The organism is Streptomyces sp. NPDC048057 (assembly GCF_040653095.1).
GTDB lineage: Bacteria > Actinomycetota > Actinomycetes > Streptomycetales > Streptomycetaceae > Streptomyces.
The window spans coordinates 1-22,292 of record NZ_JBEZNF010000050.1; the positions used below are offsets into that span (position 1 = coordinate 1).

Annotated in this window: 20 protein-coding genes and 1 pseudogene; 11 read left to right on the top strand and 10 right to left on the bottom strand. The window is 71.9% G+C overall.

What is annotated here, in order from left to right:
- The first annotated feature begins 244 nt into the window (after positions 1-244).
- The 3 genes and pseudogenes from AB0E05_RS34930 (at position 245) to AB0E05_RS34940 (ending at position 2,177) form a co-directional block, all read left to right on the top strand.
- Positions 245-1,348, top strand: coding sequence for a hypothetical protein (locus tag AB0E05_RS34930; RefSeq protein ID WP_361971334.1), 1,104 nt, complete (start codon positions 245-247; stop codon positions 1,346-1,348).
- 282 nt (positions 1,349-1,630) lie between these two features.
- Positions 1,631-1,885, top strand: a pseudogene (locus AB0E05_RS34935) (CoA transferase); the annotation flags it as partial.
- The gene (locus AB0E05_RS34940; RefSeq protein WP_361971336.1) at positions 1,836-2,177 is read left to right on the top strand and encodes a hypothetical protein; all 342 of its coding nucleotides are present in this window, start codon (positions 1,836-1,838) and stop codon (positions 2,175-2,177) included. The pseudogene AB0E05_RS34935 and the gene AB0E05_RS34940, both read left to right, overlap by 50 nt.
- A gap of 51 nt (positions 2,178-2,228) precedes the next feature.
- Here AB0E05_RS34940 and AB0E05_RS34945 read toward each other — a convergent pair whose 3' ends face one another.
- A complete protein-coding gene (locus tag AB0E05_RS34945; protein ID WP_361971338.1) occupies positions 2,229-3,104 on the bottom strand; it encodes an acyl-CoA thioesterase II in 876 nt (291 codons plus the stop codon).
- Between the two features lie 254 nt (positions 3,105-3,358).
- Entirely contained in the window at positions 3,359-4,525 is a 1,167-nt protein-coding gene (locus AB0E05_RS34950; RefSeq protein WP_361971340.1) for a thiolase family protein, read from the bottom strand.
- A 141-nt stretch (positions 4,526-4,666) separates the two neighbouring features.
- Between AB0E05_RS34950 and AB0E05_RS34955 the strand changes: the two genes are divergently transcribed.
- Positions 4,667-5,461, top strand: coding sequence for an SDR family oxidoreductase (locus AB0E05_RS34955; protein WP_361971342.1), 795 nt, complete (start codon positions 4,667-4,669; stop codon positions 5,459-5,461).
- Positions 5,458-6,615: an acyl-CoA dehydrogenase family protein gene (locus AB0E05_RS34960; protein ID WP_361971344.1), complete on the top strand. Its 1,158-nt coding sequence runs from the start codon at positions 5,458-5,460 to the stop codon at positions 6,613-6,615. Before AB0E05_RS34955 ends, AB0E05_RS34960 begins: the two co-directional genes overlap by 4 nt.
- A gap of 70 nt (positions 6,616-6,685) precedes the next feature.
- Here AB0E05_RS34960 and AB0E05_RS34965 read toward each other — a convergent pair whose 3' ends face one another.
- The 4 genes from AB0E05_RS34965 to AB0E05_RS34980 all read right to left on the bottom strand — a co-directional run bounded on the left by AB0E05_RS34965 (position 6,686) and on the right by AB0E05_RS34980 (position 12,443).
- The gene (locus tag AB0E05_RS34965; RefSeq protein WP_361971345.1) at positions 6,686-7,852 is read right to left on the bottom strand and encodes an acetyl-CoA C-acyltransferase; all 1,167 of its coding nucleotides are present in this window, start codon (positions 7,850-7,852) and stop codon (positions 6,686-6,688) included.
- 149 nt (positions 7,853-8,001) lie between these two features.
- Positions 8,002-9,375: an MFS transporter gene (locus AB0E05_RS34970; RefSeq protein WP_361971347.1), complete on the bottom strand. Its 1,374-nt coding sequence runs from the start codon at positions 9,373-9,375 to the stop codon at positions 8,002-8,004.
- Positions 9,376-9,617: 242 nt separating this feature from the next.
- A complete protein-coding gene (locus tag AB0E05_RS34975; protein ID WP_361971349.1) occupies positions 9,618-11,144 on the bottom strand; it encodes a long-chain fatty acid--CoA ligase in 1,527 nt (508 codons plus the stop codon).
- A 297-nt stretch (positions 11,145-11,441) separates the two neighbouring features.
- Positions 11,442-12,443 carry an AraC family transcriptional regulator gene (locus AB0E05_RS34980; RefSeq protein ID WP_361971351.1) on the bottom strand — a complete coding sequence of 334 codons (1,002 nt, stop codon included), beginning with the start codon at positions 12,441-12,443 and terminating at the stop codon, positions 11,442-11,444.
- A gap of 187 nt (positions 12,444-12,630) precedes the next feature.
- Here AB0E05_RS34980 and AB0E05_RS34985 point away from each other — a divergent pair, with 187 nt between their 5' ends.
- The 4 genes from AB0E05_RS34985 to AB0E05_RS35000 are packed head-to-tail and all read left to right on the top strand — an operon-like array spanning position 12,631 to position 16,313.
- Positions 12,631-13,185: a 2,4'-dihydroxyacetophenone dioxygenase family protein gene (locus tag AB0E05_RS34985; protein ID WP_361971353.1), complete on the top strand. Its 555-nt coding sequence runs from the start codon at positions 12,631-12,633 to the stop codon at positions 13,183-13,185.
- 22 nt (positions 13,186-13,207) lie between these two features.
- Complete coding sequence (locus AB0E05_RS34990; protein WP_361971395.1) at positions 13,208-13,960, top strand: SDR family NAD(P)-dependent oxidoreductase; 753 nt, start codon at positions 13,208-13,210, stop codon at positions 13,958-13,960.
- A gap of 34 nt (positions 13,961-13,994) precedes the next feature.
- Entirely contained in the window at positions 13,995-15,035 is a 1,041-nt protein-coding gene (locus AB0E05_RS34995; protein WP_361971355.1) for an NAD(P)-dependent alcohol dehydrogenase, read from the top strand.
- 33 nt (positions 15,036-15,068) lie between these two features.
- Positions 15,069-16,313 (top strand): alkyl sulfatase dimerization domain-containing protein, encoded by a 1,245-nt coding sequence (locus AB0E05_RS35000; protein ID WP_361971357.1) that lies wholly within the window; start codon positions 15,069-15,071, stop codon positions 16,311-16,313.
- Positions 16,314-16,458: 145 nt separating this feature from the next.
- Here the strand turns inward: AB0E05_RS35000 and AB0E05_RS35005 are convergent, their stop codons facing one another.
- The 3 genes from AB0E05_RS35005 to AB0E05_RS35015 all read right to left on the bottom strand — a co-directional run bounded on the left by AB0E05_RS35005 (position 16,459) and on the right by AB0E05_RS35015 (position 19,582).
- A complete protein-coding gene (locus AB0E05_RS35005; protein WP_361971359.1) occupies positions 16,459-17,559 on the bottom strand; it encodes an alkene reductase in 1,101 nt (366 codons plus the stop codon).
- Between the two features lie 30 nt (positions 17,560-17,589).
- Positions 17,590-18,588 (bottom strand): LLM class flavin-dependent oxidoreductase, encoded by a 999-nt coding sequence (locus AB0E05_RS35010; protein ID WP_361971361.1) that lies wholly within the window; start codon positions 18,586-18,588, stop codon positions 17,590-17,592.
- Between the two features lie 67 nt (positions 18,589-18,655).
- The gene (locus AB0E05_RS35015) at positions 18,656-19,582 is read right to left on the bottom strand and encodes a zinc-binding dehydrogenase (RefSeq protein ID WP_361971363.1); all 927 of its coding nucleotides are present in this window, start codon (positions 19,580-19,582) and stop codon (positions 18,656-18,658) included.
- A 124-nt stretch (positions 19,583-19,706) separates the two neighbouring features.
- Here AB0E05_RS35015 and AB0E05_RS35020 point away from each other — a divergent pair, with 124 nt between their 5' ends.
- The gene (locus tag AB0E05_RS35020) at positions 19,707-20,396 is read left to right on the top strand and encodes a TetR family transcriptional regulator (RefSeq protein WP_361971365.1); all 690 of its coding nucleotides are present in this window, start codon (positions 19,707-19,709) and stop codon (positions 20,394-20,396) included.
- A gap of 195 nt (positions 20,397-20,591) precedes the next feature.
- Here the strand turns inward: AB0E05_RS35020 and AB0E05_RS35025 are convergent, their stop codons facing one another.
- Positions 20,592-21,203, bottom strand: a complete 612-nt coding sequence (locus AB0E05_RS35025) for a TetR family transcriptional regulator (protein WP_361971367.1) — start codon at positions 21,201-21,203, stop codon at positions 20,592-20,594.
- A 172-nt stretch (positions 21,204-21,375) separates the two neighbouring features.
- Here AB0E05_RS35025 and AB0E05_RS35030 point away from each other — a divergent pair, with 172 nt between their 5' ends.
- A complete protein-coding gene (locus tag AB0E05_RS35030; RefSeq protein ID WP_361971369.1) occupies positions 21,376-22,143 on the top strand; it encodes a hypothetical protein in 768 nt (255 codons plus the stop codon).
- Positions 22,144-22,292: the final 149 nt, after the last annotated feature.

The window sequence follows — 22,292 nt, forward strand, 5'->3', positions numbered from 1 at the left end:
CCGTCGGTGACCGACGAGAACGCGGCGTGGGGGTACCTCCCGGGCCGAAGGCCCAGGGGGAGCGGTGCCAGGGCACGCGAGCCCGGCAAGATCCATAAGACACGCCCTGGGTCGGGTCCGGAAGTCCGCTGCACTTCCCTGTTTCTCCGGGGCGCGTGGACGCATTGACCGCACGGCGCCGTCGCGGTTGCATGCTGGTGGCCTTCCGGCAGGGCGCCGGAGGCGGAAACCTCCTGGGGGGAACATGAGAGGGAGCACGAACCGGAGCACCATCAGACGTGGGCGCGTCGCCCTGAGTGCCGTCGCCGTCTGCACGATCACAGCGTTACCGCCTGGCGCCGCCTCGGCCGACCCCGGGGACGCGTGGGGCGTCCGCCAGACCGGTGTCGAGAGGGTCAGCGTCGCGGCCGAGGGCACTCAGGCCAACGACGACTCCTCCGACGCGTCGATCACACCCGCCGGCCACCGCGTCGTCTTCTCCTCGTACGCGAACAACCTCACCCCGGGCGACACGGGGAGGACCGAGGAGGTGTTCGTCCGCGAGCTGGCGACGGGTCAGAACAGGCAGTTCGGCGGATATCCGCTGGCGCCGCCGATGCTCAGCAGCGACGGGCAGGTCCTCGCCTATCTGGGACCCAGGTTCAACAACACGGCCCTCTACCAGCACCACCTGAGCGTGGGATGGTCAGCGGCCTACACCTGCTCGCTCCGGAGCTGCGAGGCGACCATGGGCTCGAACGACCGCCACCAGGCGTTCAGCGTCACCTTCAGGCACCCGGAGACCAACCAGCGCATCGAGGTCAGCAATCCGGACACCGGCAACTTGCAGACCGTCGACGTCATCCACAACACCGCACCGTCCCGACCCTCCATCAGCAGCGACGGCACCCGGCTCGCCTACCAGGACGGCGGGGAGCGGGACGTCTTCCTGTGGGACTGGGCCGACAACACCCCCGCCGGCCCGATCGAGGGCCCGGGCAAGGCCGCCGAACTCGTCCAGCTCAGTGACGACGGCAGCAAGGTCGTCTACCGCTCGGGCCCCGACACCTACGTCCACGACGTCGCCTCCGGTACCGCCCTGCCGGTACCCGGCGTCAAGGGCGTGGCCATCGACCCCACCGGCCGCTACCTGCTGCACACCCCGTCCGGCACGACCGGACCGGCACCGCTCGCGCTGCGCGACCTGGAGACAGGCACCGACGAGACCGTCACCGATCGACCCGCCTCGGCCGGGGTCGACGCCGTCAGCACCGGCGGACGCCACGTCGTCTTCGAGTCCGCGGCCGAGGGCATCGTGCCCAACGACACCAACGGCAAAACGGACATCTTCCTCCGCACCCTCCGATAGCCGGCCCCCGCCGCCACGTTCCCCGCGCGACCGTGGTGCACCTCCGCCGCGACGGCGATCCCCGCAACCGCTCCCGGGGCCGCTGCGGGGACTGAGCCTCACCCTCAAAACCCTCACGCCCGCCCGTCGGACCCTGGTCCGGCGGGCGGGTTCCTTAGGACCCCCGGGGCATCGCCGTCGTCCGCAAGCTGATCGACGGCGCCGACGCCCTGATCGAAGGGTTTGGCCCTCGGCATCAGCGCCGCCCTGTACTCGGCGCGGGTCACCGGCCGGGGCCAGGTGGTGGACGCGGCCATGACCGACGGCACCGCCATACAGCTCGCCCTGCTCCAGGGGCTGCTGCGGACCGGGCGCTGGACCGAGGGCCGCGGGAGCAACCTCTTCGACGGTGCCGCACCCTTCTACCGCACCTACTGCTGCGCGGACGGCCGGCACCTGGCGGTCGGCTGTGTGGAACCGCAGTCCTACGCCGCCACGCTGCGGGTCCTTGGGCTCACCGACGATCCGCTCTTCGCGGAGCAGCACGACCGCAGGGCGTGGCCGGGGATGGCCGCACGGCTCGCGGAGGTGTTCGCGACCCGCCCGCGGGACGCCCTTACTGGACTGGACGGAGACGGCCCGGCATCCGCACAACGCGGGCCGCGGCACGTACCGGATCACCCCCGACGGCTTCCCCGAGCCGGGGACCGCGCCCCGCTTCCTGGGCACGCCGTCGGCAGAGCCGCGTCCGGCGGGGCCGACGGGCAGCGACACCGACGAGGTGCTGACGGAGGTGGGGACCGGCGCCGAGGAGCTGGCGGGCCCGCCGGCCGCGGGGGTCGTCGGCTGACGCCGATCGGACGGTACGGGCCCCCGGCCCCGTTCTCGTTCGCGTCGGAGGTCAGCGGGTCCGGCGGGGGCGCAGCACCGTCTCCTGGACCACGGAGGCGACGAGTTCCCCGTCGCGGGTCCAGAACTCGCCGTGCACCAGGCCCCGGCCGTCGCCCGCGGTGGGGCCGCGCTGGACGACCAGCAGCCAGTCGTCGGCACGGAACGGCCGGTGGAACCAGACCGCGTGGTCGAGGGAGGTCAGGAAGTTCAGGGAGGAGCCCGGCCCCTCGCGCAGCGGCCCGGGTGTCTCCACGTCGAGCGCCGCCACGGGCGCGAGCATCAGGTCCGAGGCGTAGGTCAGGGCGCACATATGGACCAGGGGGGTGTCCGGGAGGGTCTCGACGGCCCGGATCCACAGCCGCTGTTCGGTGCCTCCGGCCCGGCTCAGCCAGGTCACCGGCGCGACGCGGACGTCGAGCACCCGGCCGATCTCGAACTGCTCGAATCCCTCGGGGTCGAGCGCGGCCCAGTTGCGGAAGGCGTTCGGCAGGTCTTCGGGCGGAGTGGTCGGCGGTACGGAGAGCTGGCGGCCGGGCAGGTCCTCGGGGAGCTTGAAGGAGGCGGAGAGGGTGAAGATCACCTCGCCGTCCTGGACGGCGGTGACCCGCCGGGAGGCGTAGCTGTGCCCGTCCCTCAGCCGTTCCACCGCGTAGGTGATGGGCCGTCCGGGGTTTCCGCCGCGCAGGAAGTAGCCGTGCAGGGAGTGCGCCCGACGGGGTCCTTCGACGGTGCGTCCGGCCGCGGTCAGCGCCTGCGCGGCGACCTGTCCGCCGAAGGCCCGGCGGGGCAGGCCGACGTGGCACCGGCCGTGGAAGAGGTCGGGTCCGGACCGCTCCAGGGTGAGGAAGCCGAGCAGATGGGCGGAGTCCGCCGCGGGGCCTGCCACGGACCGTGGGCCGGTCCGGCGGGTGGCTTCCCCGCCCGGTCCGGGCCCGCCGCCCGCGTCGGCGCGTGCGGCGGGGCTGTTCCGGGGTGTCGTCGTGATGGGTCCGCCCCCCCTTCTTCCTGTGCGGCCGGGCGGGCCCGGGGCCGCGGGTCGGGTGCTCGGATCGGGCCCGTGGCCGGGTGCGGGAGCCGGGTGGGCAGACGGAGTGCACGGTTCGGGCTGCGCGGTGCGCGGGGCGTTGCGTCCCCGCGGTTTCAGAGGAGTTCGAGGATCGTGGCGTTGGCCATGCCGCCGCCCTCGCACATGGACTGGAGGCCGTAGCGGATGCCGTTGTCCCGCATGTGGTGGACCAGGGTGGTCATGATGCGGGCGCCGGAGCCGCCGATGGGGTGGCCGATCGCCATCGCCCCGCCGAGGGGGTTCATCTTCCCGTAGTCCGCGCCGGTCTCCCGCAGCCAGGCGAGGGTGACGGAGGCGAACGCCTCGTTGATCTCGAAGACACCGATGTCGTCGATCGACAGACCGGCCTTCTTCAGGGCCTTGGCGGTGGCGGGGATCGGCCCCTTGAGCATGGTCACCGGGTCGGTTCCGGCGAGGACGGCGGTGTGGATGCGGGCCATCGGGCGCCAACCCCGGGCGCGGGCGATCTCGCTGGTGGTGATGAGCAGGGCACCGGTGCCGTCGGAGACCTGGGAGGCGTTGCCCGCGGTGATCGAACCGCCTTCGCCGAAGGCGGGCTTGAGGGCGGCGAGGGTCTCCGCGGTGGAGCCCCGGCGGATGCCCTCGTCGGTGTCGAAGACGCGTTCCGCGCCGTCCGGTCCGGTGACGGTGACCGGCACGACCTGGTCCTTGAAGCGGCCCTCGTCGACGGCGCGGGCGGCGCGGGCGTGGGAGTCCAGACCGTGCTGGTCCATCTCGGTGCGGGTGATGCCGTATTCGTCGGCGATCAGTTGGGCGCCCATGCCCTGGTTGAAGCGGACGTTGTCGTACCGCTTCCAGACGTCGGGGCCGAAGGGCTCGCCGAAGGTGCCGTCGAGGCGGGTGGTGCCGAGGGGGATCCTGCTCATGACCTCCACACCGCCGGCCACGGCCACGTCGTACTGTCCCGAGACCACTCCGGCGGCGGCCTGGTGCACGGCCTGCTGCGAGGAGCCGCACTGCCGGTCGACGGTCACGCCGGGCACGGATTCGGGCCAGCCCGCGGCGAGTACGGCGGCGCGGCCGACGCAGCCGGTCTGCATGCCGACCGTACCCGCACAGCCCCAGATCACGTCGTCGACCAGGGCGGGGTCCAGCCCCGTCCGGTCCACCAGCGCGTTCAGCACACGGGCCGACAGCGAGGCGGAGTGCTGCTGGGCGAGCGAACCGTTCCGCTTGCCGACCGCGGTTCGCACCGCATCGACGACGACTGCGTCACGCATGGGATCTCCTTGCCGGATCTACCGTTGATCGCGAATCTCTCCTCACCCAAGCTAGCTGCTTCTACCTCTTGACACTAGGGACGTTCGCATAAAAAGTTAATCTGTCATAACCAATAGAGAGGGTCGGTCGGGATGGGAACCATGGACGGCAGGGTCGCGATCGTCTCCGGGTCGGGCCGGGGCATCGGGCGGGCGATCGCCCTCAAGCTGGCTTCCGAGGGCGCGTCGGTGGTCGTCAACGACCTGGACGCCGGACCCACCGCGGAGACGGTCGCGGCGATCGAAGCCGCAGGCGGGAAGGCGGCGGTCTGCGTCGGGTCGGTCACCGACGAGGGCTTCGCCGAACGCTTCACCGGCACCGCCGTCGACACCTTCGGCGGCCTCGACATCGTCGTCAACAACGCGGGCTACACCTGGGACACCGTCATCCAGAAGATGACCGACGAGCAGTGGCACACGGTCCTGGACGTCCATCTGACCGCTTCGTTCAAGATCCTGCGCGCGGCCCTGCCGCACTTCCGGGCCAACCCCGTCCCGTACCACCGCAAGGTCGTCAACATCTCCTCGACCAGCGGCTACTACGGCAACCTCGGCCAGGCGAACTACGCAGCGGCCAAGGCGGGCATGATCGGCCTGACCAAGACGCTGGCCAAGGAGTGGGGCCGCTACGGGGTCAACGTGAACGCCGTGGCCTTCGGCTTCGTCCTGACCCGGATGACCGAGGTCACGGCCGCCGACAACGCGACGCTCTCCATCGACGGCCGGGACATCAAGGTCGGTCTCAATCCGGAGAAGGCCGCCATGGCCGCGAAGGTCATTCCCCTGGGGCGGCCCGGCACCCCAGAGGAGGCCGCGGGCGCCGTCTACGCGCTCTGCCTCCCGGAGACCGACTACGTCTCCGGCCAGTGCCTCGTCGTCGACGGAGCGCGGGTATGAGGCGCACCCTCTACGGCCCCGAGCACGAGGCGTTCCGGGCGACCGTCCGGGACTTCATCGCCGAGAAGGCCGTCCCCCACCTCCACGAGTGGGAGCGGGCCGGGCAGGTCCCCCGCTCGGTCTTCAAGGGCCTGGCGGAGATCGGGGCCCTTGGTTTCGACATCCCCGAGGAGTACGGCGGCACCGGGCCCGCGAGCTACCGCTTCCAGGCGGTCATCCACGAGGAGGTGGCACTGGCCGCCGCCTCCATCGGCCACCACCACGTCAACACCGGTGTGGTGCTGCCCTATCTGCTGCGGCTCGCGAACGAGGAGCAGCGGGGGCGCTGGCTGCCGGGCTGCGCCTCCGGGGACGTCCTGCTGGCCATCGCGATGACCGAGCCGGGCACCGGATCGGATCTGGCGGGGATCAGGACCACGGCCCGGCTGTCGGCGGACGGCGGCCACTACGTGCTCAACGGGGCCAAGACGTTCATCACCGGCGGTGCGGTGGCCGATCTGGTGCTGGTGGTCTGCCGGACCTCGCCCCACGACCCCGGGGACCGCCGGGCCGGGCTGACGATCCTCTGCGTCGAGTCCCGCAGCGAGGGCTTCGCGGTCGGCCGGAAGCTGGAGAAGATCGGCCGGCACAGCATGGACACCGCGGAGCTCTCCTTCAGCGACGTCCGGGTGCCGGTGGCGAACCGGCTCGGGGACGAGGGCCGGGCCTTCGGGTATCTGTCGCAGAACCTGCCGCGGGAGCGGCTGTCGATCGGGGTGGCCGGCGTGGCCCAGGCGCGGGCCGCGATCCGGTTCGCCACGGAGTACGTCAAGGAGCGCCGGGTCTTCGGCAGCCGGGTCGCCGACTTCCAGAACACCAAGTTCACCCTGGCGGCCTGCGAGGCGGAGTTCCGGGCGGCCGAGGCCCTGGCCGACCGGGGCGTCGAGCTGGACGACGCCGGCGAACTGACGGCCGCGGAGGCCGCCCGGATCAAACTCTTCGGTACGGAGGTCGCCGGGCGGGTCGTCGACGCCTGCCTCCAGTTGCACGGTGGCTACGGCTACATGACGGAGTATCCGATCGCCCGGCTGTACGCGGACACCCGGGTCTCCCGGATCTACGGCGGCACCAGCGAGGTCATGAAGACGATCATCGCCAAGGACCTGGGGCTCTGAAGGACGCGCGGGAGGGGGTGCCACCGGATCGGTGGCACCCCCTCCCGCCGCTCTCCGGGCGGTCGGCCCGTCAGAGCAGTTCGACGACGGTGGCGTTGGCCATGCCGCCCGCCTCGCACATGGACTGGAGGCCGTAACGGATCCCGTTGTCCCGCATGTGGTGGACCAGGGTGGTCATCAACCGGGCACCGGAGGCCCCGAGGGGATGGCCGATCGCCATCGCCCCGCCGAGGGGGTTCATGCGCGCGCCGTCCGCCCCGGTCTCCGCCAGCCAGGCGGCGGTGACCGGGGCGAACGCCTCGTTGATCTCGAAGGCCCCGATGTCGTCGATCGACAGACCGGCCTTCTTGAGGGCCTTGGCGGTCGCCGGGGCGGGGCCGAGGGCCATCGTGATCGGGTCGGCACCGGTGACGACGGCGGTGTGCACCCGGGCCAGCGGTCGCCAGCCGCGGCGCGCGGCGATCTCACCGGTGGTGATCAGGAGCGCCGCGGCACCGTCCGAGATCTGCGAGGAGTTCCCCGCGCTGATCACGCCGTTCTCCTTGAACGGGGTGGCGAGGGCGGCCAGCTTCTCCGGGGTGGATCCGGTACGGATGCCCTCGTCGGCGGTGACCCGCTGCTCGGAGCCGTCGGCGGCCCGCGTGGCCACGGGTGCGATCTGTGCGTCGAAACGCCCTTCCGCCGTGGCGCGGGCGGCCTTGTCGTGCGATTCCAGGGCGAGTTCGTCGAGCCGGGTACGGCTGAACCCGTACCGTTCGGCGATCAGCTCGGCGCCCAGCCCCTGGTTGAACTCCTCCACGCCGTACCGCTCGCGGACCGCGGGTCCGAAGGGCCTGCCGTACTCGACGGCTTTGCGCGCGGCGCCGATCGGGACCCGGCTCATCGACTCGACGCCCCCGGCGATCACGATGTCGTACTGCCCGGCCACCACCAGACCGGCCGCGAAGTGCACGGCCTGCTGCGAGGAGCCGCAGGCCCGGTCGACGGTCACCCCGGGGATCTCCTCGGGCCAGCCCGCCGCCAGCACCGCGTACCGGCCGACGTTGGATGCCTGTTCGCCGATCTGGCTGACGCACCCCCAGACCACGTCGTCCAGGTCCGCCGGGTCCAGTCCGACGCGTCCGGTCAGGGCGGTCAGGACATGGGCGGAGAGGTCCACCGGATGGATGCCGGAGAGCGCTCCGGCGCGTTTGCCGACCGGGGTCCGGACGGCCTCGACGATGACTGCGTCACGCATGGGGTGCTCCGACTTCCGAGGGAATCTTTCGTACCTGCTATTAGGAATCAATCTCCTGACAGAGTAGGCACCAACGAACCATAAGTGAAGATTCGCTAACTTTGATGCATGTCATGTTCAAGGGTGGTGGACAAGCCCCCCTCGCACGGTCACTCCTTGCCCGGAACCCCATCGGCAGGGGCGGAGGGGGGCGCGGGGGCCTCGGCGGCGATGGCGGCGAGCTTGGCCGCGTCCCGCTCGGGGTTGATCATCAGCATTCCGACCAGTCCGCCGACGATCAGCACGACCCCGACCAGGGTGAAGCCGGTGGCGTAGCCGGCGGCCTTGGTGGCGGCGTTCTCGACGATGCCGCCGAGGACCAGCGGCGCCAGGAAGCCGCCCACGCCGTAGACCGCGGTCACGGCCGCCAGGACGACTCCGCGCTGCTTCAGCGGGGCGACATCGCTGATCGCGGCGAACGTGGCGCCGTATCCCGCGGACCCCATGCAGGCGCTGAGCACCAGCAGCACCATGTGCAGCGGTCCCGCGTCCAACGGCGCCCAGGCGAGGTGCAGCACCCCGGCGGCGATCACCAGGGAGGACCCCAGGACGCCCCGGGACATCCTGCTGCTCACGCCCCGCCGGGTCAGAGCAGCGGAGACGAAGCCGATGGCGATGACGGCGACCATCCCACCGAGATAGGGCAGGGCGGTCAGATTGCCCGCGGTCCGGGCCTCGTAGCCGAGCCCCTGCTCCAGATAGGGCTTCAGCCATGTGACCTTGAGCGAGGTCGAGGCGTAGGCCGCGAAGAACATCACGGAGATGCCGATCAGCGAGGCCGTGGTGAGGGCCGCCCGCAGGGGAACCCGGTCCGGCAGTACGCTCCCGGCGGCATGCGCACCGGCGCCGCCCTGGTTCCCCTCCCGGCCCACGGCCAGCCAGATGCCGGCCACCACCAGACCTGCCACGGCCAGGGCGACGAAGGCGGCGTTCCAGGAGTGGTCGGTGACGATCCACGTCAGCGTGGGGGCGCCGACCACGGCGCCGACGTTGGCGCCCGCGATGATCACGGAGCTGGGGAGCGCCCGCTTCTCCGGCGGGAACCAGGTGTGCGCGATGTACATGGCCAGCGCCGTCGTCGGCCCTTCGGCGAAGCCGAGCACGACGCGCATCGCCACCAGGGTGCCGAAGCCCACCTGCCAGCCCATCGGGAGCAGGCTGAGGGACCAGATCACCATGATGACCAGCAGCAGGATCCACGGCCGCACCCGGGTCATCAGCCAGCCGCCGACGATGCCGCCGACGGCGAAGAGAGCGAAGAAGCTGGCCTGGACGACACCGAACCGGGCCTCGCCGATCCCCAGGTCCTTCATGATCGCGGGTCCGGCGATATTGGTGATGATCTTGTCCGCGTAGTTCATGACGAGCACGAGGACCAGGGCCCAGACGACGAGCCAGCCGCGACGCTCGGCCGGACGGCCCGCCGGCGGTACGGCGCCGCCCGGGGAGGCGGGATCGGTGGTGCGGTCCGCATGGATGGTCACGGGGTCTCCCTCGAAGAAGTCGGGAAGGGGGGCGGCGGGCACGACTCACGCAGGTCATTACCGGCCCTCCACCGGACCGGCGCTCTCACCAGAACGAAAGGGAAGCATCACAAACAAGCCACGACAAGGCTTCTGACAAGGCTTTCTCTGACACGTCTACGAATCGTGATGGTTACCAGAGATTCACCTCAGGGGGACACGAAAGGGCGGGAGGGGTTTCCCCGTCCCGCCCGGCGACCCCGCTAGCAGGCCCTACTGGCCCGGAGTTCGCGTTTGAGGATCTTCCCCGAGCCGGACATCGGCAGCTCTTCGGCGAACTCGACGCTGCGGGGCACCTTGTAACCGGCGATCAGCTTCCGTACGTGCACCTGCAGGTCCTCCTCGGTCGCCGCCGCCCCCGGCCTGAGCACCACGTCGGCGTGCACGCGTTCGCCCCACTGCTCGTCCGGCAGTCCGACGACGGCGCACGAGGCCACGGAGGGATGGGCGGCCAGGGCGTTCTCCACCTCGCCGGAGTACACGTTCTCGCCACCAGTGATGATCATGTCCTTGATGCGGTCGGCGATGAAGACGTAGCCGTCGTCGTCCATGAAGGCGCCGTCGCCGGTGTGCATCCAGCCGTCGCGCAGTACGGCGGCGGTCTCCTCCGGCCGGTTCCAGTAGCCCAGCATGAGGTGGTCGCCCCGGCAGATGATCTCCCCGACCTCGCCGCGCCGGGCCTCGGTGCCGTCGGGGCGGACGATCCGCACCTCGCAGTGGGCGAGCGGGCGGCCCGCCGAGCGCAGCAGCGCCCCGCCGGCCCGGTGGTCCTCGCCGCCCAGGAGGGTGATCATGGCGGTCTCCGTCATGCCGTACCCCTGGAAGAACTCCGCTTCCGGGAAGACCTCCATGGCACGCCGCAGCACCGATTCGGAGATCGCGGAGGCGCCGTAGCTCACCCGCCGTACCGAGGTCAGGTCGTACTCCCCCACGTCGGGGTGGTCGATGAGCGTCTGGAGCATGGTCGGCACCAGGGGCAGGCTGGTGATCCGGTGCTCCTCCAGGGCCCGGAGCACGGCTTCGGCCCGGAAACCGGGGAGGAAGACGAAGGAACCGCCGATGCTGTTCTGTCCCGACCAGCCGGCCAGTGCCGCGATGTGGAACATGGGCGCCGAGACCAGCATCCGGCCGCCCGGCACCGAGGTGGAGGCCGAGGCGAGGGTGCCGAGGGCGGAGGTGAGCAGGGAGCGGTGGCTGACCATGACCCCCTTGGGCGCTCCCGTGGTGCCTCCGGTGTAGACGAGGGCGGCGAGCCGGTCGCCGCCGGCCCTGACGTCCTCGACCGGACCGGATTCCGCGATCAGCTCCTCGTAGTCCCGGGTGCCGGGGGGACCAGCCGCCTCGCCGCAGTAGACGACGGTCCGGAGCTCCGGGCAGCCCGCGCGCAGTTGCGGCAGGAGGCCGAGGAAGGGCTCGTCCACCAGCAGCACTCCCGCGCCGGAGTCGTTCAGCGCCGCGATGATCTCGACCGGGCTCCAGCGGAGGTTGACGGGGGTGACGGCGGCCGCGATCCACCAGGAGGCGTAGAAGGTCTCGTGGTAGCGGTCGGAGTTCCCGGCCAGGATCGCCACCCGGTCGCCCTCGGCGACACCGAGCCCGCGCAGCCCGCCCGCGAGCCGGGCGACCCGTTCCCGTACCTCCCGCACCGACCTACGGCGCTCCCGGAAGATCGTCATGGTCTCGTCCGGCATGCGCTGTACGGCACGGTGCAGGGACTGGGTCAGATACATGGCGGACACCCATCCTGGAGGAAGGCGGAAACGGGAGGCGGCGAAGGGGAGGGCACGCGGGCGGGCCGGGGCCGTCCGGGCATGCGCCGGCCACCCCACTGCCACAGCGACGTCGGCGACGGAATGTTTAATTCACTTTCGCCGACCTCGACACCTCGGTCAATAGCCGTGAGGTGGTTCGATGCCGGGCAGCGCACCCCATCTCACGGGATACCGACTATTCACTTCCTGGCTCGACGGGCCGGGTGTCCCGGGCCGGGGGACCGTATCGGCGGGCCGGTCGAACGGGCCCGGACGTCAGCGGCGGGCCTGCCGGTGAAGCGTCCCCGACACCCCGAACCAGCGGTGGCAGGAGCGGGTGAGAACGCTCTGTTCGCTGTAGCCGAGCAGTCCCGCCAGCCGCCCCATCGGCATGTCCGTATCGCGCAGCCAGCGCTCCGCCTCCTCGCGCCGGACGTCGTCGACGAGCGCGGCGAAGGTGGTCCCCTCGGCCGCGAGCCGCCGCTGGAGGGTGCGCGGATGGAGACAGAGGTGTCCGGCGATCAGATCGCGGTCGAGATTGCCGGCGGGCAACAGCCGGCGCACCAGGGTGCGCACCGGCCCGGAGACCCTGCCGCCGGTGAAGTCGCCGGTCAGGGAGGTCAGGTACTGCTGGACCACCTCGTGCACCGCGCTGTCCGAACGGAGCGGCCGGGCGAGGTCGTCGGCCCTGAGCAGAAAGCCGGCGTACGGCTCCGCGAACCGCACCGGGCAGGTGAAGTAGTTGCGGTACTCCTCTTCCGGGGCCAGGGCGTCGTGCGGCAGATGAACCGAGAGCGGGACGAAGTCGGGGCCGATGACCATCCGGAACGCCCGGACCGTGGCCGCGACGGACAGTTCGGTGATCTGCCGGTGCGCGGGCAGCCCGGGGACGGCGATCTCGAACCTCAGCCGGACGTGGCCGGTGCCGGGGATCCGGTCGATGGGGGCGACGATCGCCGGGCTGTAGAGGGCCAGATAGCGGTGGACGGCGCGGAATGCCTCTCCGGTGGTGGGCGCGGTACGGGCGGCGGCGGCCAGCGGTCCGAGGATGTCCAGCCCCTGGCGGAGCGCGAGGCGGCGGCCGAAGTCGGGGGCGCCGGTGGTCACCGCCGCCGCCTCCACCGCGGTGACCACGCTCCGGTAGCGGACGAACCGGTCGTGGTGGCCGACGGCTTCCGCGGGGATCCCGGCCGCGGCGAGCAGCGGCCCGGGGTCCGCGCCCAGCGCCATGACCAGTTCGGAGTAGCCCTGCAGGGACGTGCCACGGATCAGCGACATGTCCCCAAAAGTCAAACAGTTGTCTCCTGATGTCAAGCCCGGGTCCCTGATCAGCGGAGACGATGACGGAGTCTTCACGTCCGGCGGACGGTTCGCACGATCACCGCCGCCGACGCCGCCCGCACGACCGCCGGCGGAACCGTCCCGGCCGGACCGCCGGGCGCCTCCGGCACGAAGGGACCCGCCCGTGCCCACCCATCCCTCGCCCGCGATCGCCGCGACCACCAGCGGCTCCCGGCTCCCGCTCGTCGCACTGCCGCAGAACGATCTCCTGACGGTCAACGGCGACGAACTGCCGCCGGTCAAGGACTCCCTCGGCCCCGGGGTGGACGTCAAGGTGCTGCGGCTCGACCTGGAGAGCGGCACCTGGGTGCTGCTCGCCACCGTCCCGCCCGGCTTCTCCTTCCCGATCCACTACCACACCGGCCCGGCGGAGGTGCTGACCCTCCGGGGCCGCTGGCTGTACCGGGAGTACCCAAACGACCCGCAGACCGCGGGGTCGTACCTCTACGAACCCGGCGGCTCGGTGCACACCTTCTACACCCCCGACGACAACACGGAGGACACCGTGATGTTCATCCGGGTCGCCGGGGCCAACGTCAACTTCACCGAAGAGGGGGCGTTCCACTCCATCGTGGACGCGGTCTCCATCCAGTACCTCGTCGACCGGTCGGTCCGGGACGGCATCCGCGGCATCCGGTACATCAACGGCTCGGCCACCGTCGTGGCCGGGGACAGCTAGGGGATCTCCCGTGTCCACCTCCATGACCGGCGAGTTCGACGGCCGTACCGCCTTCGTCACCGGTGGCGCCTCCGGGATCGGCCGGGCCGTCTGCCGGCGGCTCGCCGCGGGCGGTGCGGCGGTGGTCGTCGCCGACCGCGACGGCCGGGCCGCCGCCGAAGCCGCCGCCGAACTGACCGCGGGCGGCGCCCGCGCGCTCGCGGTGTCCTGCGACGTCACCGACCCCGACGCGGTCGCCGCGGCGGTCGCCGCCGGTGCGGAGCGCTTCGGCGGGCTGCACCTCGCCGTCAACAACGCGGGCATCACCGGCACCCGGGGCCTGGTCGGCGAGCTGACGGCCGAGGAGTGGCACCAGGTGGTCTCCGTCAACCTCGACGGGGTGTTCCACTCGATGCGGTACGAGATCCCCGCCCTGCTCGCCGCGGGCGGCGGCGCCGTCGTCAACGTCGCGTCGGTCGCCGGTGCGGTCGGCCTGGCGTCGGGCGCGGCGTACACCGCGGCCAAGCACGGTGTGGTGGGCCTGACCCGGTCCGCCGCGCTGGAGTACGCGTCCCGCGGCATCCGGGTCAACGCCGTCGGCCCCGGCTTCGTCGACACCCCGCTGCTGGCCTTCGCCGACGAACGGCAGCGCGCCTATCTGACGTCGCTGCATCCCGCGGGCCGGCTCGGCACCGCGGAGGACGTCGCCGAACTGACGGCGTTCCTGCTGTCGGACCGGGCGGACTTCATCACCGGCAGCCATCAACTCGTCGACGGCGGCTACACCGCCCGCTGAACGGGCGGGCCGCACCCCAGCAAGGAGCACCGCCATGAAGGCGTTCCAGTACCACACCCCCGGGCAGCCCCCGTCGGTGACGACCGTGCCCGATCCCGAACCCGGCCCCGGCCAGGTGGTCGTGAAGGTCGAGGCGGCCGGGGTCTGCCACTCGGACGAGGTCATCATGGGCCTGCCGGCCGACCGGCTCTGGTTCCCGCTGCCCCTGACCCTCGGCCACGAGGCGGCGGGCACCGTCGCCGCTCTCGGGCCGGGCGTCGAGGCAGTGCGCACGGGTGACGCGGTCGCCGTCCACGGAGCATGGGGCTGCGGTGCCTGCCGGACCTGTGCGCTGGGCCGGGAGAACTACTGCCCGCACACCGAGCGGCTGGGGATCCACTCCCCGGGGCTCGGCGCGCCCGGCGCGATCGCCGAGTACCTCCTGGTCGACTCCGCCCGCCACCTGGTGCCGCTGGACGGCCTCGACCCGGTGCGGGCGGTGCCTCTCACGGATGCCGGCCTCACCCCGTACCACGCCGTCAAAAGGGTCCTGCACCGGCTGGTTCCGGGCAGTACGGCGGTGGTCATCGGCGTCGGCGGCCTCGGGCACCTCGGGGTGCAGATCCTGCGTGCACTGAGCGCTGCCACGGTCGTCGCCCTGGACGTCGCCGAGGAGAAGCTGGCACTCGCCCGCGCCTGCGGGGCGCACCGCACCCTGCTCTCCGACGAGCGGGCGGCCGACGGGATCCGGGAGCTGACGGACGGTCTGGGCGCCGAGGTGGTGCTGGACTTCGTCGCGAACGACGCCACGCTGAGGACCGCCGCGAAGGCGGTCGCGAAGGAGGGCGAGATCGCCGTCGTGGGTCTCGGCGGCGGACGGCTCGGCCTGGCGGCCGGGCGGGTCCCGTACGGCGTCACCGCGTCCGTCCCGTACTGGGGCACCCGCCCGGAGCTGGCCGAAGTGCTCGCGCTGGGCCGGCTCGGCGAGCTGGACGTGCACATCGAGACGTACGGCATCGACGAGGCGCCCCTCGCCTACGAGCGCCTGCACGCCGGGAAGATCACCGGCCGCGCCGTGATCCTGCCCGGCGCCTGAACCGCCCCTCCCACCCCCTCCGAGGAGTCACCCGTGCCCACCGCACCCCTGTATCTGGAAACCACGCTGGAGACCGTCGCGCCCGGAGTCCACGTCATCGGCGGCCAGGGCCGGTCCCTCGCCGTGGAGACCGACGGCGGAGTGCTGCTGGTCGACACCGGCGCGACCCCCGAGATGGCGGCCCGGATGCGGGCCGCGCTGCGGGAGGTGACGGACGCGCCGGTGCGGTGGATCGTCTACAGCCACGGCCACCTCGGCTACAACTACGGCGCCCGGCACTGGCTGGACGCCGCCGCGGAGGCCGGCGAACCCCGCCCGGTGATCGTCGCCCAGGAGAACCTGGTCCGCCGCTACCGCCGCTACCAGGAGACGGCCGGGCTCCAGAACCACTTCAACACCCTCCAGTTCCGCGGCGGCGCGGACATGACGTTCGACGACCTGCCCCCGCTGACGTTCCCCGACCTCACCTACTCCGACTCGTACACGGTGCACGCCGGCTCCGGGCGCGCGGTGCAGCTCGTCTGGGCGCCCTCGGAGACCGACGACACGACAGCCGTCTGGCTCCCGGAGGAGAAGGTGCTGTACGGCAGCGCCGCCCTGATCGCCGCCCTGCCGAACGTGGGCACCCCGCTGCGGACCCTGCGCGACCCGGTCCGCTGGGCCGACACCCTCGACCGGCTGCTGGCCCTCGGGCCCGAGGTCGTCGTCCCGGAGTTCGGCCGCACCACCCGCGACCCGGAGCTGATCCGCCGCTGGCTGGGCGGCGCGGCGGAGGCCCTGCGGTGGCTGCGCCGGGAGGTCGTGGAGCGGATGAACCGCGGAATGACGGTGGGCGCGATCCTCCACGACATCGACTACCCCGAGGACATGTTCTCGCCCTGGTGGATGCGGGAGACGTACGGCCACCGGGACTACCTGGTCCGCGACATCTACCGCTCGGAGAACGGCTGGTGGGAGGAGCGCAACCCGACCGCCCTCCACCCCGCCCACCCCGACGCGGCAGCAACCGCGATCGCCGACGCCATCACCGACAAACAAGCCGTCCTCGACCACGCCACCCGACTCCACCACCAAGGCCACACCCAAGAAGCCCTCCACGTCATCGACCTCCTCGCCCTCACCCCGGACGACCACCCCCACCACACCGCCGCCCGCACCCTCAAACGCCACCTCTGCGCCGCCCTCGCCGAGCAGACCACCAGCTACATCTCCCAGAGCATCTACGCCAACGCGGCCCGGCGGTCCGGGCCCGCGGAGACCGGGGAGCCCGCGTTGTGAGCACCGACCCCATCGGCCGCCCGGGTGAGGCGGAGGAGACCGCCCACGCCGCGCTGTTCCTCATGGACAGCACCTTCACCCACCGGCATCACACTGGACGTCGACGGCGGGAAGCGCTGATCCGTGCCCGTCCGGCGGGGCCTGGTCACCGCGCGCCGCGCCCGCCCGGCTTCAACTCTCCGCCCAGGGCCGGATAGTCGGTGTACCCATCCGCTCCGCCACCGTAGAAGCCGTCGGGGCGGGCTTCGTTGAGTGTGGCGCCGATCCGGCAGCGGTGGACCAGGTCCGGGTTGGCGAGGTAGTCGCGTCCGAAGGAGACCAGGTCCGCGCCGCGGGCGAGTGCTCCGGTGGCGGCGTCCTCCTTGCCCGTCTCCAGGGGCACGGGGGTGACGACCAGGGCCGTCGGCCACAGTTCGCGAATCTCGGCGTCGAGGTCGGTGCCGGTCTCGCTGTGGTGGAGGTAGGCGAGGTCGAGCCGTGCGAGGTCGCGGACGAGGGCGGTGTAGGTGGTGTGGGGGTCGGTTTCGGTGAGGTCTCCGTAGGGGTTCGAGGGCGAGATGCGCAGGGCGGTGCGGTGGGGGCCGATGGTGGTGGCGACGGCGCGGGCGATCTCGGTGGTGAGACGGGTGCGTCCAGCGGTGTCGCCGCCCCAGCGGTCGGTGCGGGTGTTGGCGTTGTCGGCGAGGAACTGGTGGAGGAGGTAGCCGTTGGCGGCGTGGATCTCGACGCCGTCGAGTCCGGCGGCGACCGCGCGGCAGGCCGCGTTCACGAAGTCGAAGACCAGGGCGGTGATCTCGGCTTCGGTGAGGGCGCGGGGGACCACCGCCGGGACCCGGCCCGAGGGGGTGAAGATCTCGGTGCGGGCCGCGACGGCGGAGGGGGCGACGGGGTGGGTGCCGTCGGGGAGGAAGTCCGGGTGGGCGAGGCGTCCGGCGTGCATGAGCTGGAGGAAGACGCGTCCGCCCACGGCGTGGACGGCATCGGCGACAGCCGCCCAGCCGTCCTGGTGGGCGGCGGTGAACAGTCCCGGCGCGTTCGGGCCGATCGGGCCGAGGGGGGTGGAGTGGGTCCCCTCGGCGACGATCAGACCGGCCGTGGCGCGCTGGCCGTAGTACTCGGCCATCAGCGCGCTCGGAGTGCCGTCCTCGTGGGCCCGGGCACGGGTCATGGGCGCCATCACCATGCGGTTGGCGAGCGTGAGGGCGCCGAGGCGGACGGGTCGGAAGAGGGCGGCGGGGGCGGACATGGTGGGTGTGCCTTTCTCCGTGGATGCGGGTCAGAGGTTCCAGCTCTTGGCGAGGAGTTCGTACGAGCGCTCGCGCGCCTCGAAGTCCCACGCCTCGGAGACGATCATGAGCTCGTCGGCGCCCGTGCGGCGGGCGAGGTCCGTCAGGCCCGCGCGGACGGTGTCGGGGGTGCCGACGAAGGACTCGCGGAGCATGGCGTTCACCATCTGGGCCTCCTGCGGCGCCCAGACGCGGTCGATGTCGTCGACCGGCGGCAGGATCCTCATCTCACCCCGGAAGTGGGTGAGGAACTTCTGCTGCATGGTCGAGAAGGTGCGGACGGCGTCCTGTTCGGTGTCGGCGACGACGGCGTTGGCCGCGACGATCGCGTACGGCTGCGGGTGCGCGGCCGAGGGCCGGTACTCGGTCCGGTACCGCTCCAGCGCTTCGAGGAGCTGGTCGGGCGAGAAGTGCGCGGCGTGGACGAACGGCAGCCCCTCGCGGGCGGCGAGGGCGGCGCCGAAGGTGCTGGAGCCCAGCACGTACACCGGCACGTCGACGCCCTCTCCGGGGACGGCCCGGACCTTGCGGTCCCCGGGCCCCGGAGCGAGGTAGCCGCGGAGTTCGGCGACCTGCTCGGGGAAGTCGGCGCCGCTCTCGTGGCGGCGCCGCAGGGCGCGGGTGGTCCACGGGTCGGTGCCGGGGGCGCGGCCGAGGCCGAGGTCGATCCGGCCGGGGTGATAGGTGGCGAGGGTGCCGAACTGTTCGGCGACGACGTACGGGGCGTGGTTGGGCAGCATGATGCCGCCCGCGCCGACGTTGATCCGCTCGGTGGCGGCGGCGACCTGGCCGATCATGATGGCGGTCGCGGAGCTGGCCATGGCGGTGGTGTTGTGGTGTTCGGAGATCCAGAAGCGACGGTAGCCGTACGCCTCGGCGGCGCGGGCCAGTTCGACGGTGTTGCCCAGGGCTTCGGCGGGGCCGTGGCCGTGGCGGATCGGTGAGAGGTCGAGTACGGACAGCGGGATGTTCGCGGTACGGCGGTTCATGGGACTTTCTCTCGGGGTTGTCGTTCGGGAGGGGCGGGCCGCCGCGCACGGCGGCCCGCCGACGGGGTCAGGAGAGGGTGAGGACGGCCTTGCCGGGCAGCCTGCTGTCGGCCACGGCGGCGATGGTGTCGGCCGCGTCGGCCCAGTCGCCGCGCCACGCGATGTGCGGACGCAGCCGGCCGGCGGCCGTCTCCGCGGCGAGCCAGGTCAGATCCCGGTCGATGTCGCCCTCTGCCATCAGGAAGAAGGTGGCGATGCTCCGGTGGTGGCGGGCCGGGTCCGCGAGCAGGGCGCCCGGGCCGAAGACCGTGTCCGTGCCGGCGGCGGCGCCCGCCATGACGAGGACTCCGCCCTCGCCGAGGGCCTGGTAGGCAGCCGGGAGCACGGGTCCGCCGACGGTGTCGAGGACCCCGTGCACGGGTTCCGGCACCGCGGCCGGATCGTCGACGACGTCGTGCGCACCCAGCGCGAGCAGTTCCTCCGTACGGGAGGCGTCGCGGGAGACGGCCACGACGTGGGCCCCGCCGCGCACGGCGAGCTGGATCGCGAAGCGTCCCACCCCGCCCGTCGCTCCCGTGATCATCACCCGCCGACCCAGGACGGGCCCCAGGCGACGCAGACCGCGCAGCGCGGTCCCGGCCGCGACGGGCAACGTGCTCATCACACCCGGGTCGGCGCCCTCGGGAAGGGCACCGATCAGCGCGGTGTCCACCGCCTGGAGCTCCGCCCAGGCACCGGACAGCCCGAGGGTGATCACCGCAGTGCCCACGGCCGGCCCCGAGCCGTCGGCCGCCGCGCGCTCCACGACCCCGGCGGCGTCCCAGCCGATCACCGCGCCGTCCGGCGCCTGCGGCAGGACGTACCGGAACTCGGCCGGATTGAGCGAGACCGCCCGCACCCGCACCAGCGCCTGATGGGCGGCGGGAATCGGATCGGCCGTCTCGGCGAGCCGGAGCCCACCGGGGGCGGAACGGTCGACAGTCAGAGCACGCATGGTGGGTCCTCCTCGGAAACGGGCTACACAGAAAATGATGCCACTCAGTGGCACATGCTCATTATCGCCAAACGACACGGAGAGGCTTCTGTATTCCGGGGGCGGTTTGCCTAGACTCGGAGGCATGACCACCACCGCCGAGGACCATCGCCCCGCCGGGGAGCCGGGCTCCACCGGAGCGGACCGACTCCGGGAGCTGCCCCTGCGGGAGCGCAAGCGCCTGCGCACCCGGCGAGCGCTGATCGAGACGGCCCTGGCCCGCTACGCCCGCGACGGCTTCGAGCGCACCACCCTGGACGACCTCACCGACGAGGTGGAGGTCTCCAAGCGGACCTTCTTCCGCTACTTCGCCTCCAAGGAGGACGTGGCACTCGCACCGGAGAAGGAGTTCTGGGCCGCCTTCCTCGACATCCTGGGCGCCTGCGACCTGTCGGGGCCTGTGCTCGGCGTGTTCCACCGGGCGCTGACCGGCACGCTGGAGCGGATGGACGAGAGTTGGGAACACCAGTTCGCGGAGAGCCGGCGCCTCGTCGAGAGCGTTCCGGCGCTGACCGCCGCGAGCCTCCAGCACTGCGCCGAGGCATCCGGCGACATCCTCGGCCTGCTCTCCCGGCGACTGCCACCAGGTGACGCGGACGACGTACGACTCCGGATCGCCCTGGAGATCACCGTCGCGGCCTGGCGGTGTGCCCTGCACGACTGGGCCGCGGCCCCCGCCGCGACCGCGGACCGCCCCCACCTCGTCGCGCTCACGGACCGGGCGTTCGCCGCCGTGCCCGAGGCCGTCGGCTACACCGTGCCGGGCCGGGCCTGAACCGCACGGGCGACAGACGTCGACGGGGTCTGCGGTGCTGCGCCCGCCGGGAACGCCGCCATGGGGAAGCGACCATTCGAAGGGACCGACGGGGTCGGATCCGGACCGGACGGCCGGTACGCCTGGCGCGACCGCGACCGCGACCGGAACGCGATCTGACCACCGGGGCTCACCCGAGCGAAGAACCCCCGGCGGTCACCCCTGCGCCCCGGTGAACCGGGACAGGGCGGGAGCGTCGACCGGCAGGGCACGGGCGGCTGCGGGGCGCAGCCCGTCGAGGATCACGCCCAGGTAGCGCTGCCACAGCCCGGGAGACCCGTCGGCGATGCTGAGGACGGCCTGGGAGGCGGCGGTCTGGAGCAGCACGATGTCGACGCCGGTGACGTCGTCACGGACGGCGCCGACGCGCTGGGCGCGGGTGACGAGGACGTCGGCGACCTCGGCGAGGCGTTCACGGGAGGCGCGGACGCTGGCCTCGCTCGGCGAGAGAGCGGTGGCGGCCTGGCAGAACGAGCGGTCGCGGGCCTGGAGCTCCACGCCGGCGCGCATGAACTCGGCCAGTGCCGCTTCCGGGTCCGCGGAGAGGGAGAGCGTGAGGCCGGTCATCACCAGCTCCTCCAGCCGATCGCTGAAGATCTCGGCGAGAAGTTGTTCCTTGGTGTCGAAGTGGCGGAAGACGGTGCCCTTGCCGATTCCGGCGCGCTGGGCGATCCGCGTGATGGACACGTCCATGCCGTGCTCGGCGAACTCGGCGGTGGCGGCGTCGATCAGCAGGCTCCTGTTGCGGACGGCGTCGGCTCTCTTCATGTCCTCATCATACCTAACCGGACCACGCGGTCACATTCCCCCCACGAAGCGGACCGTGCGGTCACCTTCTCTGGTACGGTTCACAACGTGACCGGGTGGTCCGGTTACGGGAGTGGTGTTCCGCACCCCTCCGATCACGCACTGCGTGCCATCTCCTGAAGGGACATCCGTCATGACCGACGTCCGCGGCTACGAGACCGGCCCGATCAAGGCCGAAGCGGCGTTCACCTCCGACTTCCCCCTCGACGACCGCTACTCCACCCAGGACATCGCCGACATGCTGGAGCGCGAGCGCCCCAACATGGACATCCGCCCCGGCATGCGCCACAAGTACACGCCGCTCCGCTTCGACCCGGCCACCGGCGTCAAGTACATCGGCGGGCGCTACCTCTTCGACACCTGGGAGAACGTCCTCGACTACGACCACTTCACCAACGAGGAGCTGTACCCCGAGCCGGGCGTGAAGTTCTGGTCCCGCTTCCCGGGCGTGGACAAGCACTACTGGCGGGTCACCGGCGCCCACGACTTCAAGCCGATGGCCACCGCCCACCACGTCAACCGCTTCGAGCGCTACTCCTACACCAACGAGAACGTGGCGGAGCTGCTGGCGTCGGTCTGGGAGACCATGCGCGACGACGCCGAGGCCAAGGGCCTGTCCAGCATCTGGCTGATGCACCAGCCCGACGAGAAGCAGATCGGCATCCTCACCGTCACCGAGAAGTCCGGCGACGCCGACCCGGCCGTCGCCGTCTCCAAGGGCCTGGAGTACCTGGAGCGTCTGAACGCCTTCGGCCGCTTCCTCCCGAAGGAACTGGACACCACGGAGCTGATGGACCGCACCAGCCTCATCATCTCCTCCTGGCTTCCCGAGTCCCGGGCCCTGGGCGGCGCCCACTCGTCCTTCGACGTCTCCCCGCCGCACCCGGCCCCGCAGATCTGACCCCACAGGAAGGAAGGAGCGAGACAACCTCACGGCGACACCAACGGCGCCCGGCCCGGAACCACCACGTTCCCGGCCGGGCCCCGTACGCGCGAAGGCTCCGGGGAGCCCCCTCCGCGCACCCCTCAGCGGCGTCGTCCAGCCAGCCA